The 14,245-nt window shown below is 71.5% G+C and carries 12 protein-coding genes and 1 pseudogene; 2 read left to right on the plus strand and 11 right to left on the minus strand.

Annotated elements, in window-relative coordinates:
- The first annotated feature begins 17 nt into the window (after positions 1 to 17).
- On the plus strand, positions 18 to 1,229 hold the full coding sequence (locus tag ADK52_RS23885; RefSeq protein WP_053691885.1) for an NAD(P)/FAD-dependent oxidoreductase: 1,212 nt from the start codon (positions 18 to 20) through the stop codon (positions 1,227 to 1,229).
- Between the two features lie 198 nt (positions 1,230 to 1,427).
- On the opposite strand, the gene ADK52_RS23890 is transcribed toward ADK52_RS23885, so the two are convergent.
- From ADK52_RS23890 to ADK52_RS45080, 9 genes and pseudogenes are all read right to left on the minus strand, one after another.
- Positions 1,428 to 2,888, minus strand: coding sequence for an MFS transporter (locus ADK52_RS23890; protein ID WP_053691886.1), 1,461 nt, complete (start codon positions 2,886 to 2,888; stop codon positions 1,428 to 1,430).
- Between the two features lie 100 nt (positions 2,889 to 2,988).
- Positions 2,989 to 4,569, minus strand: a complete 1,581-nt coding sequence (locus ADK52_RS23895; RefSeq protein ID WP_053691887.1) for a class I adenylate-forming enzyme family protein — start codon at positions 4,567 to 4,569, stop codon at positions 2,989 to 2,991.
- Between the two features lie 199 nt (positions 4,570 to 4,768).
- The gene (locus ADK52_RS23900) at positions 4,769 to 5,416 is read right to left on the minus strand and encodes an NAD(P)H-dependent oxidoreductase (RefSeq protein ID WP_030869799.1); all 648 of its coding nucleotides are present in this window, start codon (positions 5,414 to 5,416) and stop codon (positions 4,769 to 4,771) included.
- Between the two features lie 31 nt (positions 5,417 to 5,447).
- Positions 5,448 to 5,843 carry a YybH family protein gene (locus tag ADK52_RS23905; protein ID WP_053691888.1) on the minus strand — a complete coding sequence of 132 codons (396 nt, stop codon included), beginning with the start codon at positions 5,841 to 5,843 and terminating at the stop codon, positions 5,448 to 5,450.
- Positions 5,844 to 5,970: 127 nt separating this feature from the next.
- The gene (locus ADK52_RS23910) at positions 5,971 to 6,774 is read right to left on the minus strand and encodes an arylamine N-acetyltransferase family protein (RefSeq protein ID WP_053691889.1); all 804 of its coding nucleotides are present in this window, start codon (positions 6,772 to 6,774) and stop codon (positions 5,971 to 5,973) included.
- On the minus strand, positions 6,774 to 7,385 hold the full coding sequence (locus ADK52_RS23915) for an NAD(P)H-dependent oxidoreductase (RefSeq protein WP_053691890.1): 612 nt from the start codon (positions 7,383 to 7,385) through the stop codon (positions 6,774 to 6,776). Before ADK52_RS23915 ends, ADK52_RS23910 begins: the two co-directional genes overlap by 1 nt.
- 178 nt (positions 7,386 to 7,563) lie before the next feature.
- Positions 7,564 to 8,847, minus strand: a complete 1,284-nt coding sequence (locus ADK52_RS23920; protein ID WP_053691891.1) for an MFS transporter — start codon at positions 8,845 to 8,847, stop codon at positions 7,564 to 7,566.
- Positions 8,848 to 8,925: 78 nt separating this feature from the next.
- Positions 8,926 to 9,507 carry an NADPH-dependent FMN reductase gene (locus tag ADK52_RS23925; RefSeq protein WP_053691892.1) on the minus strand — a complete coding sequence of 194 codons (582 nt, stop codon included), beginning with the start codon at positions 9,505 to 9,507 and terminating at the stop codon, positions 8,926 to 8,928.
- A 161-nt stretch (positions 9,508 to 9,668) separates the two neighbouring features.
- Positions 9,669 to 10,822, minus strand: a pseudogene (locus ADK52_RS45080) (dihydrofolate reductase family protein).
- 231 nt (positions 10,823 to 11,053) lie between these two features.
- On the opposite strand from ADK52_RS45080, the gene ADK52_RS23940 reads away from it, so the two are divergent.
- Complete coding sequence (locus ADK52_RS23940; protein ID WP_053691894.1) at positions 11,054 to 12,583, plus strand: FAD-binding oxidoreductase; 1,530 nt, start codon at positions 11,054 to 11,056, stop codon at positions 12,581 to 12,583.
- A gap of 220 nt (positions 12,584 to 12,803) precedes the next feature.
- On the opposite strand, the gene ADK52_RS23945 is transcribed toward ADK52_RS23940, so the two are convergent.
- Positions 12,804 to 13,448, minus strand: a complete 645-nt coding sequence (locus tag ADK52_RS23945) for a hypothetical protein (RefSeq protein ID WP_234344194.1) — start codon at positions 13,446 to 13,448, stop codon at positions 12,804 to 12,806.
- Positions 13,449 to 13,606: 158 nt separating this feature from the next.
- A complete protein-coding gene (locus tag ADK52_RS23950) occupies positions 13,607 to 13,951 on the minus strand; it encodes a hypothetical protein (protein ID WP_053691896.1) in 345 nt (114 codons plus the stop codon).
- Positions 13,952 to 14,245: the final 294 nt, after the last annotated feature.

The following is a 14,245-nucleotide window of genomic DNA, read 5'->3' on the forward strand; positions in this document are numbered from 1 at the left end:
CGCAAAGGACACCACGTATGACCACCCGAACCCTCGTCGTCATCGGACACGGCATGACCGGCCACCGCCTCGTCGAGGAGCTCCGCTCCCGCGACCGGCACGGGACCTGGCGGGTGGTGGTCCTCGGAGAGGAGAGACACCCCGCCTACGACCGGGTCAGGCTCTCGTCCGCACTCGACGACAAGACCCCGGCCGAGCTGAGCCTGGTGAAGCCGGCCCTGTTCGACGACGCCCTGGTGGAGTTCCACACCTCCACCAGGGCCGTCGGCATTGACCGCGAACGGCGCACCGTCGCCCTTGAGGGCGGCGGCCGCGTCCCGTACGACGCACTCGTCCTGGCCACCGGATCGGTGCCCTTCGTCCCGCCCGTCCCCGGCCGCGAACTGCCCGGCGCCTGCGTCTACCGCACCCTCGCCGACCTCGACGCCATCCGTGAGGCCGCCGCCCGCACCACCACCGGCGTGGTGATCGGCGGCGGCCTCCTCGGCCTGGAGGCCGCCAACGGCCTGCGCCTGCTGGGGCTCGCCCCGCACGTCGTGGAGATGGCGCCGCGGCTGATGCCCGTCCAGGTCGACGAGGGCGGCGGCCGCGTCCTGGACCGGCTCGTCACCGGGCTCGGCGTCACCACCCACCTGGGGGCGGCGACCAGCCGCATCGAGGCGGGCGCCGACGGTCGGGTGGCCCGCCTGGTCTTCGCGGACGGCACGTCGATCGAGACGGGCCTCGTCGTCTTCTCCGCCGGGGTACGGCCGCAGGACTCGCTGGCCGGCCCCGCGGACCTGCCGCGCGGCGAGCGCGGCGGCTTCCTCGTCGACGACCACTGCCGCACCCCGGATCCGTACGTCTGGGCCGTCGGCGAGTGCGCGGCCGTCGAGGGCCGCTGCTACGGCCTGGTGGCCCCGGGCTACCGGATGGCGGAGGCCGTCGCCTCCCAGCTGCTCGGCGAGGGCCCGGCCCGCTTCCCGGGCGCGGACATGTCCACCAAGCTCAAGCTGATGGGCGTGGACGTGGCCTCCTTCGGCGACGCCCACGCGCAGACCCCGGGCGCGCTGGAATTCGTACGGGAATCCGCGGGCGGGGAGGTGTACGCCAAGCTCGTCCTCGACTCGGCGGGCGACAGCCTGCTCGGCGGGATCCTCGCCGGCGACGCGGCGGCCTACCCGCGGCTGCGGTCCCTGCTGGGCCGTGAACTCCCCGACTCCGCCGAGGCCCTGCTGGCCTCCGTATAGCCCGCCCCGCCCCGGGCCGCTGGGGGTGTCCCGACTCCGGGACACCCCCAGCGGCCTTTCCGGGACCGGGCCGACCGCGGCGTACGACACGGCACCGCGGACCGCGGACCGGGTACGGCGCACGGCGCACGGCGCACGGCGAAAGCCCCCACCCGGTCGGGTAGGGGCCTTCGCCGTGCGGTGCGTCAGGCTGCCGGATCAGACACCGGCGGTCTGTGACTCGCGCTCGGCGACGGGCGCGGTCTGCGCCTTCTGCTCGGGCTTCTTCAGGCCCAGGGCGATCAGGCCGGTGATGACGATGCCGACCGCGGCGATGAAGACCGCCTTCTGGATGCCGTCGGTGGTGGCGCTGCGCAGCGCCTCACCCGTCTGGCCCTCCAGGCCGGAGTTGGCGATGGCGACCAGGACGGCGAGGCCGACGGCGCCACCGATCTGCTGGGTGGTCGAGGCGACACCGGAGGCGATGCCCTGCTCCTCGGGGGCGACGCCGATCGCGGCGGCACCGAACATCAGGGTGTAGCCGGCGCCCTGGCCGAGGCCCATGACGATCAGGCCGGGGACGAGGGCCCAGTACGAGGCGTCGGTGGCCATGGTGACGCCGACGATGGCGGTGCCGATGACACCGATGACCATGGCGCCGACCATGATGGCGCGGATGCCGTACTTGGTGGCGAGGCCACCGGCCGTCTGGGCGCCGATGGCGATGGCGACCATCGGGACGAGGAAGGCGACGCCGGTCTCCAGCGGGCTGTAGCCGTGGACGCCCTGGAAGTAGACGGTGAGGAAGTACAGCAGGGTGCCGAAGGTGGCCATGTAGAAGAAGGTCACGCCGACCGCGGTGGTGAGGTTGCGGTTCTTGAAGAGCGACAGCGGCAGCAGCGGGTCCGAGGACTTCTTCTCGATGACGAAGAAGGCGATGAGCAGGACCACGCCGATGGCGAGGGCGCCGAGGACCTCGGAGGAGGCCCAGCCGGACTCGGGACCCTGGACCAGGGCGAAGACGATCGCGGTGATGCCGACCGTGGAGGTCAGGGCGCCCATCAGGTCGAAGCTGCGGGCGGTGTTGCGGGCGGCGTCCGGCTTGATCAGCGGGAAGGCGAGCAGCGCGGCGATGCCGGCCAGCGGCACGTTGACGTAGAAGACCGACTCCCAGCCGAGGGACTGGGTGAGCACGCCGCCGAGCAGCGAGCCGACGATCATGCCGCTGCCACCGGCGGTGCCCCAGACGGCGAAGGCGCGGTTGCGCTCCTTGCCCTCGGCGAAGCTGGTGGAGACCAGGGTGAGGGTCGCCGGGAAGAGGAAGGCGCCGCCGATGCCCTGGATCGCGCGGGCGGCGATCAGCACCTCGGGGCTGCCGGCGAGACCGCCGAGCAGGGAGGAGCCGGCGTAGAGGGCGAGGCCCAGGACGAACATGCGGCGCGGGCCGAAGAGGTCGCAGGCGCGGCCGCCGAGCAGCAGGAACCCGCCGAAGGCGACGGCGTAGGCGCTGACGACCCACTGGAGGGTCTGGGCGGAGAAGCCGAGTCCGCTGCCGATGTCGGGCAGGGCCACGTAGACGATGTTGTAGTCGATGGAGATGATCAGCTGGGCGAAGGCGAGCAGCGCCAGGGTGAGGCCGAGGTGCTTGCGCCGGCCTTCCTGGTTCTGGGTCGTTGACATGGTGTACAGCTCCCGGGGTCGGGTCGGGGGTCGATGTGTGGTGCCTGGTGTGCGGTGCGGTGCAGTGCGGTGGAGTGCGGTGGAGTCCGTGCGCGTCGGCTCAGGAGGCCAGGTCGTGGGTCACCTGGTCGGCGAGCCGGCGGGCCAGTTCGAGGCGCTTGATCTTGGCGGTGGCCGTGCGCGGCAGCTCGCCGAGCTTCATCTGGATGGGGTCGGCCATCGTGGACTGGTCGGCTATGGCGCGCTTCCAGCGGCCGAGGTCCAGCGGGGCGTCGTCCTTGGTGCAGACGACTGGCACCGGCTCCTTCTCGGGACCGGGCACGATGATGAGTTCGGTCAGCTCGGGCAGCCGGTGCAGGACCGTGTCCTCGACCTCCAGGGTGGAGTGGATGGTCGGGATCTGGTCGACCTCGCGGTCCAGCAGGTGCAGGCAGCCCCACTTGGTGCGGTAGCCGATGTCGCCGCCGCGCCACCACTCGCCGTCGAGCTGCTTCTCGAAGCGCTCGGCCTCGCCGTAGTAGGTCAGGGCGCGGCCGGCGGTCTGGACGTCGATGTAGCCGGGGTTGTCGTGGGAGACGGGCTTGCCGTTGCGGGACACCAGGCGGTACTTGGTGATGCCCGGCGTGGAGTAGCCCTGGCAGCGGCCGTCGGCCTTCATGACGGTCTTGCGGGTGTACGGGCGGCCGACCAGCGGGCCGCACTCGCTCTGGCCGTACACCTGGAGGAAGACGGGGCTCTTGCGCTCCGAGGCCCGCAGGAACTTGTCCATCGTGCCCGGGTGGATGGCGTCGAAGGTCGAGTTGTAGAAGCGGACCGTCTTGAACGGCTTGCGCGGGTCGTCGAGGATCGACTCGCACTCCAGGAAGGAGTTCGGGTGCGTCTCGAAGACGCCCGGACGGTACTTGACCATCGCGTCCGCGACCTTCGCCGGCTCGGCGTCGTCCAGGAAGACCATCGGCTTGTTGTTCAGCATCATCGACGCGATGCCCGGGTACATCCGCGAGTGGACGTAGGAGACGTGCATCAGGATGGGCTCGCGCTGGCGCAGCAGGCTGACGGGGATGTTCTGCCACCGGTAGCGGGCACCGATCGAACGGGCCGAGTGCACGACCAGCTTGGGGATGCCGGTGGTGCCCGAGGTGTGGGTCATGATCGCGTGCGAGTCGGGGTGCAGCGTCACCGGCGTGCGCTCGGGGGCGCCGGCCAGGTCGGAGAGCGAGATCGCGCCCTCGACCGGCTCGGTGACCGAGATGACCCGCGCGGTGAGCTCGGCGAGCGGCGAGGCGGCCAGCGAGCCCGTCAGCTTCGCGGCGTCCGTCAGCAGCGTCGGGGAGGGCAGCCGCTGCAGCAGCGCGTTGATGGTCTCCCCGTCGAGGTGCGCGGAGAGCATCACCGGGACGGCGCCGATGCGGGCCGCGGCGCACGCGAAGAGGGTGATGTCGAAGTTGTTGGTCTTGTGGATGACGACGTGTTCGCTGGGCCGGATACCACTGGCCCACAGGCGGTTTGCCATCTCGGCGATCAGGTCGGCGAATTGGGCGACCGTCAGGACCTGGCCGACCTCGGGGAGGGCGTCCATGGTGCGGTCGAGCGTGATGGTGTTGGCGCCGAACTGGGCGGCAGCCTCCTCGGCCACCAGGCCGAGGTAGAGCGGCGTCTTGTTCTTGGGAATCCGGAGCATGTGTTCAAGTTCTCACCAAGAATGCCCGGGCCCAATGGCGGTTGTTTGACTGTGTCAGCTCGACGGAATCGAGCCATCCAAATGGCGTGAATTCACTGCGGTGTGCGCGAGAAAAGGCCCGTAGCGGATGCTCCCGCTACGGGCCTTTCCGGTGCCGGTGCGTTGCTCTTCCTGCTGTCCTCGCTGGTGGCAGGGGGTGTTACTTGTTGAGGCCCTGCTTGAGCGCCTCGGCGACCTGGAGGGTGCGGACGGTCTGGTAGCCGACCGCCTTGAGGTTGTCCTCGGTCACGTTCTGGGCGAGCAGGCCGGGGACGGCCTGGAGCCCGGACGTGGCGCTCACGCCGTACGGGTTGCCGTTGCTCGGGGCCACCATGATCGGGTCGGTGACGCCCGGGGGCACGATGATCGCGCCCCAGTGGTAGAAGACGTTCGACAGGGACAGGACGGTCGACTCCTGGCCGCCGTGCTGGGTGCCCGTGGACGTGAACGAGGACATGGCCTTGTTCTTCAGCCCGCCACGGGCGTGCAGCTCGAAGGTCTGGTCGATGAAGTGCTTGAGCGGGCCGGCCATGGCGCCGTAGCGGCCCGGGGTGCCCCAGATGACCGCGTCGGCCCAGTCGAGGTCGTCCTGCGTGGCGATCTCGACCTCGCGGCTGCTGCCGCCGACGTGCTCCTGGAACGCCTCGGTCCACTCGGAGAAGTTGGGAGCGATGGTGGCTTCCTGGATCTCGGCGACCCGGCGCAGACGGACCTGCGCGCCGGCCTTCTCCGCTGCCTCGGCGGCGGCCACCGCGAGCTTGTGGATGTTTCCGGTGGCCGAGTAGTAGACGATCGCGACGTTGGTCATCGGCTCTTCAATCTCTCTTGTCTTGTGGGATTCAGGGCTTCGCGCTTTCGCGGTCGGTTCCCGGCGGGTTGTCAATGGCGTAACGCCAGGAGCCGTCCGCGCCGCGGCGCACCACATCCGTGGCCGTGCCTTCGTGGAGTACGGAAGTTCCGTCCGGCTTGACGCCCTTGATCAGATAGTCACACAGCAACAGCGCCAAGTCGTCGTATTCATAGCAGTGGCGCACCGTCAATTTCATCGGAATGCCGAGTGACATGAAACTGCGGGTCGCGTCGCGTCGGCCCTCGCCCGTGACGACCTCGCCTGGGGTGAGCACGCGTACCGCCCCGGGCTCGAAGAGGCGGTCGATCGCCTCCAGGTCGCGGGCGTTGAAAGCGCGCAGGAACGCATCGGGAAGTTCGGCCGGTGCCGTGACGGATGTGGTCATGGTGACTCCTGGGAGGGGGGAAGGAGGTACCTGGCGGAGGCGGGAGAAGTGGAGCGCCCACCGTGGGGGGAGAGGGGGGATCCGGCGGCGCGGGTGGGGGAGGTGGTGGTGCGGGTGGGGTCCGCGGCTACTCGACGGCGATGCCGGGCGAGCCCTCGGGGCGCACCGGCTCGTCGGGCAGCCGGTCCAGCGCCATGCCGAAGTACTTGTGGTAGGCCTCGAACACCTCGGTGTCGTCGGCGAGTTGCTCCACGATGAACTCGCCGTGGACCCGCTTCGTCAGCGTGTGGCCCTTCAGCGTGATCCGGCCCTCGACCGTCGGCAGCGAGCAGAACACGTCCTGCATGAACGGCGAGTCCGGGCAGGTGCGGAACCACCACAGCGAAGGCCGGAACTCGCCCAGCTCGCGCGCCCGGCCGTCCACCCGGTACATCGGATCGCCGTCCAGGAAGAGGTCGAACTCGCCCTGCCGCTCCGGTCCGAAGGCGTACGCGCCCTGCGGGTCGTACTGCACCTCCTCGGTGCCCAGCAGCAGCGGCCGGCGCGCGTTGCGCCGGAAGCCCACGTCCACCAGGTACGCCGACCCGTCGACGGTCACGCGCAGCATCAGGTGGCCCAGCGGAGCGCCGAGCCCGCCCGGCCGGTGGACCCGCGCCGAGAGGATCTCCACCTGGAAGCCGAGCGCCTCCAGCAGCATCCCGAAGGCCGGGTTCACCTCGTAGCAGGCACCGCCGCGGCCCTCGTGCACGATCTTGTCGACGACCCGCTCGTCCAGGTGGATCTCCTGGCCGAGGTGGTAGTCGAGGTTCTCGAACGGCACCGTCAGCACGTGCCGTTCCGTCAGCTCGGCCAGCGTCGCCAGGTCCGCCTTCGCGGGGCGCGAGGCGCCGATCCGGGCCAGGTACGCCGTCGCGAGCCCGTTGTCGATCATCAGGCGTCCAGAGTCTTGATCACGGAGGCGACCTGGAGCGTACGGCGCGCCTGGAAGGCCGCGGCCTCCAGGTTCTCCTCCGGGACCTGGCCCGGGTTGCCGCCGACCACGGCGGAGGCGCCGTACGGGTTGCCGTTCTTCGGCTTGTACAGCACCGGGTCCGTGGAGCCGGTGGAGACGATGACCGAACCCCAGTGGGTGATCGCGTTGTGCAGGGCGAGGATCGCGGAGACCTGACCGCCGTGGGCCGCCGAGCCGGACGCGAAGGCGGACACGGCCTTGTTCAGCAGCTTGCCCTCGATCGACAGCTTCGACGTGGAGTTGATGAAGTGCATCAGCTGCGGGGCGGCGAGACCGAAGTGCACCGGGGTGCCGAGCAGGATGCCGTCCGCCCACTCCAGGTCCGCGAGGGTCACCACGGGGATGTCCTTGGTGGCGTCCTGGAAGGCGGAGGCGCCGTCGCGGCTCGCGGCCTCGCCGTTCGGGGCGATCTCGGCGATGCGCAGCAGGCGGACCTCCGCGCCCTCCTTCTCGGCCGCGGTGGCGGCGGCCTCGGCGAGCTTGTGGGTGGAGCCGGTGGACGAGTAGTAGATGACAGCGATGTTCGTCATGACGAGAAGCACTCCCTTTCGACCGCCCCCGCTCGTTTCCGGTTTTCGACTGCCGGGGCCTTGAGTTGATCCTGTTCCGTGCCCGGCGCCCCACCGAGGGCGCCGGCCTTAGTCCGTCACATACGCGCGGCCGCACGTCAGGCGCGCGCGTACGCGTGTCAGGTACGGGGTACGCGTGTCAGGTACGGGCGGTCCGGCGCCGGCGGCGGCCGGTCACCACCAGCAGCACCACGCAGCAGCCCAGCAGCGCGGACATGAACAGCCCGACGCCCCTGACCTCGCCGAACGCGAGCGGGACCTGTGCCCCCACCCCGCCGCCGATGTTGAGGGTGAACCCGTACAGGGCCGTCGCCATGACCCCGTGGGCCGCACCCGACGTCGCGCCGATCTCCTGCACCACGGCAGGACCGATCGCCGCCACGCCCAGCATGAACACGAACATCGCCCCGGCCAGCCCGGCGGCCGTACCGCCGAACAGCCCGGCGCCGCAGATCCCCGCGGCCGCCACGACGAACGCCCCGGCTCCGCGCGGCCGGGCCGGGATCCGGCCCAGCAGCGGGGCCACCAGGACGCCCAGCACCAGCGCGGGAATGGCCGTGGCCCGCAGCGTCAGCATCGCCTGGCCGTCACCGACCAGCGAGGCCGGACCGTAGAGCTGCACGCTCGTGTAGACGGCCGTCAGGGTGCTGGAGCAGGTGAGCCCGACGACGTACAGGGGCAGCAGCCGCAGCCACATCCGCTTGGTCTCGCCGCGATCCGACCGCGAGGCGGCGCCCCCGGCGGAACCGGTGCCCGCGCCTCCGCCGGCCCGCGCCGGATCCACCGGCGCCAGCACCCGGCGCAGGACCTGCGCACCCGCCAGCAGCAGCGGCGCGGTCACCCAGAACGTGCCCCGCCAGCCGACGGCGGCGGCCAGCAGCTGCGATTCCACCTGCCCGACGACGATCGTCCCCGCCATGCAGGCGGAGACGATCGTGAGCGCCGTCGGAAGCTTCGAAGCCGGCATGTGCGTGTTCAGGTAGGCGTACACCAGCGGGACGTACACCCCGGCGAACAGACCCTGCCCGGCCCGCAGCGCCAGCCCCGCACCGAAGGAATCCGCCAGCGGCACGCAGGCGGTCACCACGGCCAGCGCGCTCACCCCGGCCACCAGCACCGCCCGGGTGCCGAACCGCCGGGCCAGCGCCCCGCTGAACAGCGAGATGATCGCGTACGTCGCCGCGTACGCGGAGGTGGCCCAGGTGGCCGACGCCTGGTCCACCCCCCAGGCCCGCCCGATGTCGGGCAGCAGCGGGATCGCCACGTACAGCTGGCCCACCACCAGCATCCCGAGCAGGGAGATGGCCGCCACCACGCGCGCGACGGACCGCCCCGCCTCCGGGGAGACGGGGCCGGTCGCCCCGCCCCGTAAGACGGCCCGGTGCGGGACCGTGGGCTGGGGAGAGGTCGTGCGCAGGCTCATCGTTCCTCCTGGGGCTGCGGTGCACCCCGGGAGGGTGGGCCGGTCCGGGCTGGTCTACGGGTGGGCGCGGCGCGTCGATCAGCCGCCGTACGGCTGCTGGGCCTTCTTGTCCTTCAGCGCGGTGCCCCACCACTCCAGGGCGTCGAGGAGCGTCTTGGCCGCAGCCTCCGCCTCGGTCGGGTCGATGAGGTTGCCCTGCTCGTCGAACTGGCCCCAGGGACCGTGGAATCCGACGGTGTCGCGGACCGTCACCGAGTGGGTCTCGGCGAAGATCTGGCGCAGGTGCTCGACGGCGCGCATACCGCCGGCGAGGCCGCCGTAGCCGACGAAGCCGACGGGCTTGGCGTGCCACTCGGTGGTGTGCCAGTCGATCAGCGACTTCAGCGAGGCGGGGTAGGAGTGGTTGTACTCGGGGGTGACGACGACGAACGCGTCGGCGGCGGCCAGCCGGGGCGAAACGCCCGAGAGCACGGCCTGGACCTCAAGGTCCGGCGACTGCGACAGCCGGTTCGGCAGGTCGTGCTCGATCAGGTCGATCACGTCGATCTCGAGGTTCTGCCGCTCACGGGCGACACCGGTGAACCAGTTCGCGATGACCGGGCCGAACCGGCCGTCACGGACACTTGCGACGATGACTGCGACGCGGAGCGGCTCAGACATTGAAAAATACCTCCGGATGAGTGCGAGCTAGCGGTGCCCACTTTTTGCGCCACGAGCCGCGCGGACAACGCCGCGGGCGCGAGTACGTCAACTTCCGGGGCCAGGTTCTCCCTTTCGGATCACGCCTGACCGGCTTCGGATCACGCCCGATCCACTTCGGGTCACGCCCGATCCGCCCACAGGTGCGCGTTGACCCGCCGGGCCTCCCCGGCCAGCCGCGACAGCTCCACGACCTCGATCCCGGCCGCACGCAGCTCGGCCACGCCCGTGCACGCCGCCACGAACAGCGCCGGCTCCCGCCAGGCGATGACCACCCGGCGCACCCCGGCCGCGATCGCCAGCCGCGCACACGGATCCGGCCGCGAGCGCCGCTCCGAGCACGGCTCCAGCGTCGAGTAGAGCGTCGCCGCAGGCAGCCGCGCATCGTCCGGCGCGAGCTTGGCCAGCGCCGACTCCTCCGCGTGCACGGTCGGGTCGCCCTCGCGGCTGTACCCGTACGACAGCTCCATCCCGCCGGCGTCCACGAGCACCGCGCCCACCGAGTACGCGCCCGGGCTGGGCGGGCACAGCCGCGACAGGGCGACCGCCCGGCGCATCCACTCCTCGTCCGACAGGTACAGCGGTGTCACAGGGCACGCTCCTTCGGCGCGTAGCGCAGTACCACGGCGTCGCCCGCCACCCGCGCGTCCAGCAGTCTCATCCGGGCGGCGGGCCCGCCCGGGAACTCGGCTCCGCCCACCAGCCGCGGCGAGCCCTCCTGCCCCACCAGCAGCGGAGCCACGGCCACCTGGAGCTCGTCGGCCAGGTCCAGGGCGAGCAGCTGCGTGTGCACGGACGTGCCGCCCTCCACCATCAGCCGCCCCACACCGCGCCGCCCGAGCACGTCGAGCACCCGCGCCCAGTCCAGCTCCGGCCCGGTGCTCACCACCTCGGCGAGGCCGCCCAGCACCGCGCGCAGCGGGCCGGCGCTCCCGTCGACGGTGAACACCACCTTCTCGCCACCGCAGTGCCAGAACCGCAGCCCGGGATCGAGCCGGGGCGAAGCGGTGACGGTGACCTTGAGCGGATCCGCGGGCGCGCCGCGGTCCACCCGGGCGGCCCGCCGCCGCGGATCGCCCACCAGCAGCCGCGGATCGTCCTTCCGTACGGTGCCCGCGCCCACCAGCAGCGCGTCACAGGACGCCCGTACGGCGTCCACCCGGTCGAAGTCCTCCGGCGAGGACAGCAACAGCCGGTCGGGACTCGCGTCGTCGAGCCGCCCGTCCACGCTCATCGCGGCGGACAGCAGGACGTACGGCCTGCGCGCACTGCCCATGCGGACGTCACCCCTCCCAGTACCCCTGTCGGTCGGGGCGTCACCGTAGGCGGTGCCCCCCGGCCAACTTGCGGGCCGCGAACCGAGTCCGTCAGCTCAGCACCGGCCCACCGCCGGGTAGTGACGGATTCCGGATGGCCGTGGCGGGAACCCTGCGTTCCTGACCGAGGCTGCACGCACTCGACCGAAAGCTTTGTCCTGCACGCCAGGACGGAACGGAGTGTGGTTCACGTGCTCACCAGACGCTCGCTCATACGCGCCGGCGCCAGCGTCGGGGCGGCCGCCGCACTGACGGCCGGTACCGGTGGCCTGATGCTGGCGCAGGCTGCCGGCGCCACCCCGTGGAAGACGCTCCAGAGCCGGCTGTCCGGCCGGCTCGTCCTGCCCAGTGACGCGACGTACGAGACGGCCAAGCAGCTGCAGCTGGCCCAGTTCGACGTGATCCACCCGCAGGCCATCGCGTACTGCACCAGCGAGGCCGACGTGGCCGCGTGCATCCGCTTCGCCCAGGACTACGGCCTCGCCCCCGCGGTGCGCAGCGGCGGCCACAGCCAGGCCGGCTACTCGACCACCCCGGGCCTGGTCATCGACGTCTCGAAGCTCAACCACGTCCGCCCCGGCGACACCGTCCACCTCGGCCCGGGCAGCCAGGGCGTCGACGTCCTCAACTCCCTCGCCCCGTACAACATCCAGGTGGCGGCCGGTACGTGTCCCACCGTCGCGGTCGGCGGCTGGCTCCAGGGCGGCGGCCTCGGCTACGCCACCCGCAAGTTCGGCATGGGCGCCGACCGGCTGGTCTCGGCCCGCGTCGTCCTGGCCAACGGGCGGACCGTACGCGCCTCGGAGACCGAGAACCCGGACCTGTACTGGGCCCTGCGCGGCGGTGGCGGCGGCAACTTCGGGGTCGTGACCGACTTCGAGGTGCAGCCGGTCCAGATCCCCTCGCTCACCACGTACAACCTCAACTTCGCCTGGTCGGACGCCGTCCAGGTGATCCTGGCCTGGCAGGAGTGGATCGCGACCGCGCCCCGGGAGCTCTCCTCGGAGCTCCTGTTCCTGCTCTCCACCGACGCCCCGCAGGGCACCGAGCCGTACGTCGTCCTCACCGGCGGCTACGCCGGCCCGCAGGCCGACTGCGACCGGGCGCTCGACCGGCTCGTCACGGCCGTCGGCCGGCCCACCACCTCGCGCACGGTCAGCGAACTGCCCTACCGGGACGCAATGATGAACGTCTTCGGCTGCGGCACCAAGACCGTCAACGAGTGCCACCGGATCGGCTACTCGCCCGAGGCCCAGCTGTCGCGCGACAACTACTCCCTCGGCCGGAACAACTTCTTCGCCCGCGGCTGGACCCGCGCCGACGCCGAGGCGGCCGTGGCGGCCTTCACGGCCGACTTCCGCCCGGGCCAGTTCCGCTTCCTGGGCCTCTTCGCCTACGCGGGCAAGGTCAACGACGTCGCCCCGACGGCCACGGCCTTCGTGCACCGCGACTCGCTCTTCAACGCCGGGTACTCGGTGGGCCTGACCAACCCGAACCTCACCCAGGAGGACAAGGACCGGGGCCAGGCCTGGGTGGACAACGGCTTCAGCACCGTGGAGCCCTTCTCGGCCTCGCTGCACCAGTCGTACCAGAACTACATGGACCCGGCGCTGACGAACTGGCGCGAGGCCTACTACGGCCGGAACTACACCCGCCTCCGCTCGGTCAAGCGCACCTACGACCCGAACCGCTTCTTCCGCTTCGCGCAGGGCATCGACTGACGCAGCGCCGGGACCGGCCCCCGACCGGGGACCGGTCCCGGCCCCCGACCGGGTCAGCGCAGCGGCCAGACACGCGCGGACCCGGCGGGGGGATGGGCGGGCGGATCGGCCCGCCAGACCTTCCACCAGACCTGCCACCACCTCGGCACCCTGTTCCTGTCCATGCCGGGCAGCGTAGGCAGGGGCCGGGCGGGGGTTCACGGAGCGGGAGAGGAATCTGTCACTCCGCGCTGTCGGGCCGCCGCTGCCGGTACCGGTGGAGCTGCCGGGCGGCGTACGCCACGAACGGCACCGTGACGCCGGGCACGACCCACCAGGGCAGGCCTATCGCGAAGGCGGGGACCGCCACCCCGAGGGTGGTGACCGCCATGCCGATGAGCAGGGGCAACCCGAGCGAGCGCCAGGTCCAGGGCTCCCGCCCGCCGAACCCGGCGAGCCACGCGGTCGCGAAGCCGAGCCCGAGGGCGGCGAGCAGGCCCGCGAAGGTGCCGAGGCCGGCGGTCATCTGGGGGTCGTCGCGGGGCTCGTCGGCGGTGCTCTGCCGGAGGTCCCCCCTGGCCAGGACCATGACCGCCCCGCGCCACACGGTGGCGGTCACCTGGTCGCCGGGCTCCAGCCGCGCGAGCAGCGGCCCGGAGTCACCGAACCTCACCACGGTCTTCCAGGAAGTGGCCGGGTCGGAGACGGTCGCCTCGCAGCTGCCGCTCTTGCCCTTCTTGACCACCGTTCGGTCGACGGTGAGGGGGAGGGTGCGGAGGCAGTCGTCGGTGCTGCCGCTGTCGCCACACGGCTCGGCGGCGGTGTAGTCCTCGTACCGCCGGACGTCGTCCGGGAGCGATACGGTGAACAGGAATCCGCTGATCAACGCGGGTATCAGCGACAGGACGGCCAACGACGCCCCGGCCACCCGCCCCGGCCGAGTTCCTATATCTGCCACCACAAGCCCCCCTGTGCGCACGCATGTTCGCTCCCCACAGCTTCCACGCCCACGTGCGGGCGGGCAAATGGCTTGATCGGCGCGCCTCAGGGCCAGTCGACGATGGCGGCGAACACGACGTAGTCGAGGACGAGGACGGCAGGAGCGAGCAAGGAGAACCCGACCCGCCGGGCGGCGTTCCGCCGCTGCCGGGGCAGCGCCCAGCAGACCACCAGCACGGCGAGGACGAGCAGCAGGCCGGTGTTGAAGACGGGGAAGGCGAGGTCGTACGAGGCGTCGAACCGATCGCTCTCGGCGTCCCCGCAGGAATCGCAGGCCATGGGAGACAGCCCGGCGGAAAAGAACGCGAGGATCCCCATCGGCAGCGTCAGCAGGGTGGAGAGCAGCGGCGCGATGGAGGCGTAGGGGTCGCGCGAGGTGTCTTGATCCATGCCACAAGTCAACGGCGTCGCCGAGGGGGGCACATGAGCGCGGGTACTCAGGCCAGTAGGTATCTCGGGGTGGGGTGGGGTGGGGCGGGGTGGTGTGGTGTGGGGCGGGGTCACCGGAGCCTGAGCTCCGGCCAACCGGCATCAGAGGGGGTCCGGGGGTTTCCCGACAGTCCACTGTCCTTCCGGTGCGGTCCAGGCCGTCAAGGGCGCTCCCTGCGGTCGCGTCGCTTCGCGATGTCGCTGCGCTCCACCCTTGACTGCCCGGCCCGCCCCGGAATGCCATAAGACTGTCGG

This window comes from Streptomyces sp. WM6372 (assembly GCF_001279655.1).
GTDB lineage: Bacteria > Actinomycetota > Actinomycetes > Streptomycetales > Streptomycetaceae > Streptomyces.

Bases quoted from the DNA above. Each gene is read 5' to 3' on its own strand.
- ADK52_RS23920 (WP_053691891.1), bottom strand. From the start codon at position 8,847: ATGAGCCTGCGCACGACCTCTCCCCAGCCCACGGTCCCGCACCGGGCC.
- ADK52_RS23890 (WP_053691886.1), bottom strand. From the start codon at position 2,888: ATGTCAACGACCCAGAACCAGGAAGGCCGGCGCAAGCACCTCGGCCTC.
- ADK52_RS23900 (WP_030869799.1), bottom strand. From the start codon at position 5,416: ATGACCAACGTCGCGATCGTCTACTACTCGGCCACCGGAAACATCCAC.
- ADK52_RS23915 (WP_053691890.1), bottom strand. From the start codon at position 7,385: ATGACGAACATCGCTGTCATCTACTACTCGTCCACCGGCTCCACCCAC.
- ADK52_RS23885 (WP_053691885.1), top strand. From the start codon at position 18: ATGACCACCCGAACCCTCGTCGTCATCGGACACGGCATGACCGGCCAC.
- ADK52_RS23905 (WP_053691888.1), bottom strand. From the start codon at position 5,843: ATGACCACATCCGTCACGGCACCGGCCGAACTTCCCGATGCGTTCCTG.
- ADK52_RS23925 (WP_053691892.1), bottom strand. From the start codon at position 9,507: ATGTCTGAGCCGCTCCGCGTCGCAGTCATCGTCGCAAGTGTCCGTGAC.
- ADK52_RS23895 (WP_053691887.1), bottom strand. From the start codon at position 4,569: ATGCTCCGGATTCCCAAGAACAAGACGCCGCTCTACCTCGGCCTGGTG.
- ADK52_RS23910 (WP_053691889.1), bottom strand. From the start codon at position 6,774: ATGATCGACAACGGGCTCGCGACGGCGTACCTGGCCCGGATCGGCGCC.
- ADK52_RS23950 (WP_053691896.1), bottom strand. From the start codon at position 13,951: ATGGATCAAGACACCTCGCGCGACCCCTACGCCTCCATCGCGCCGCTG.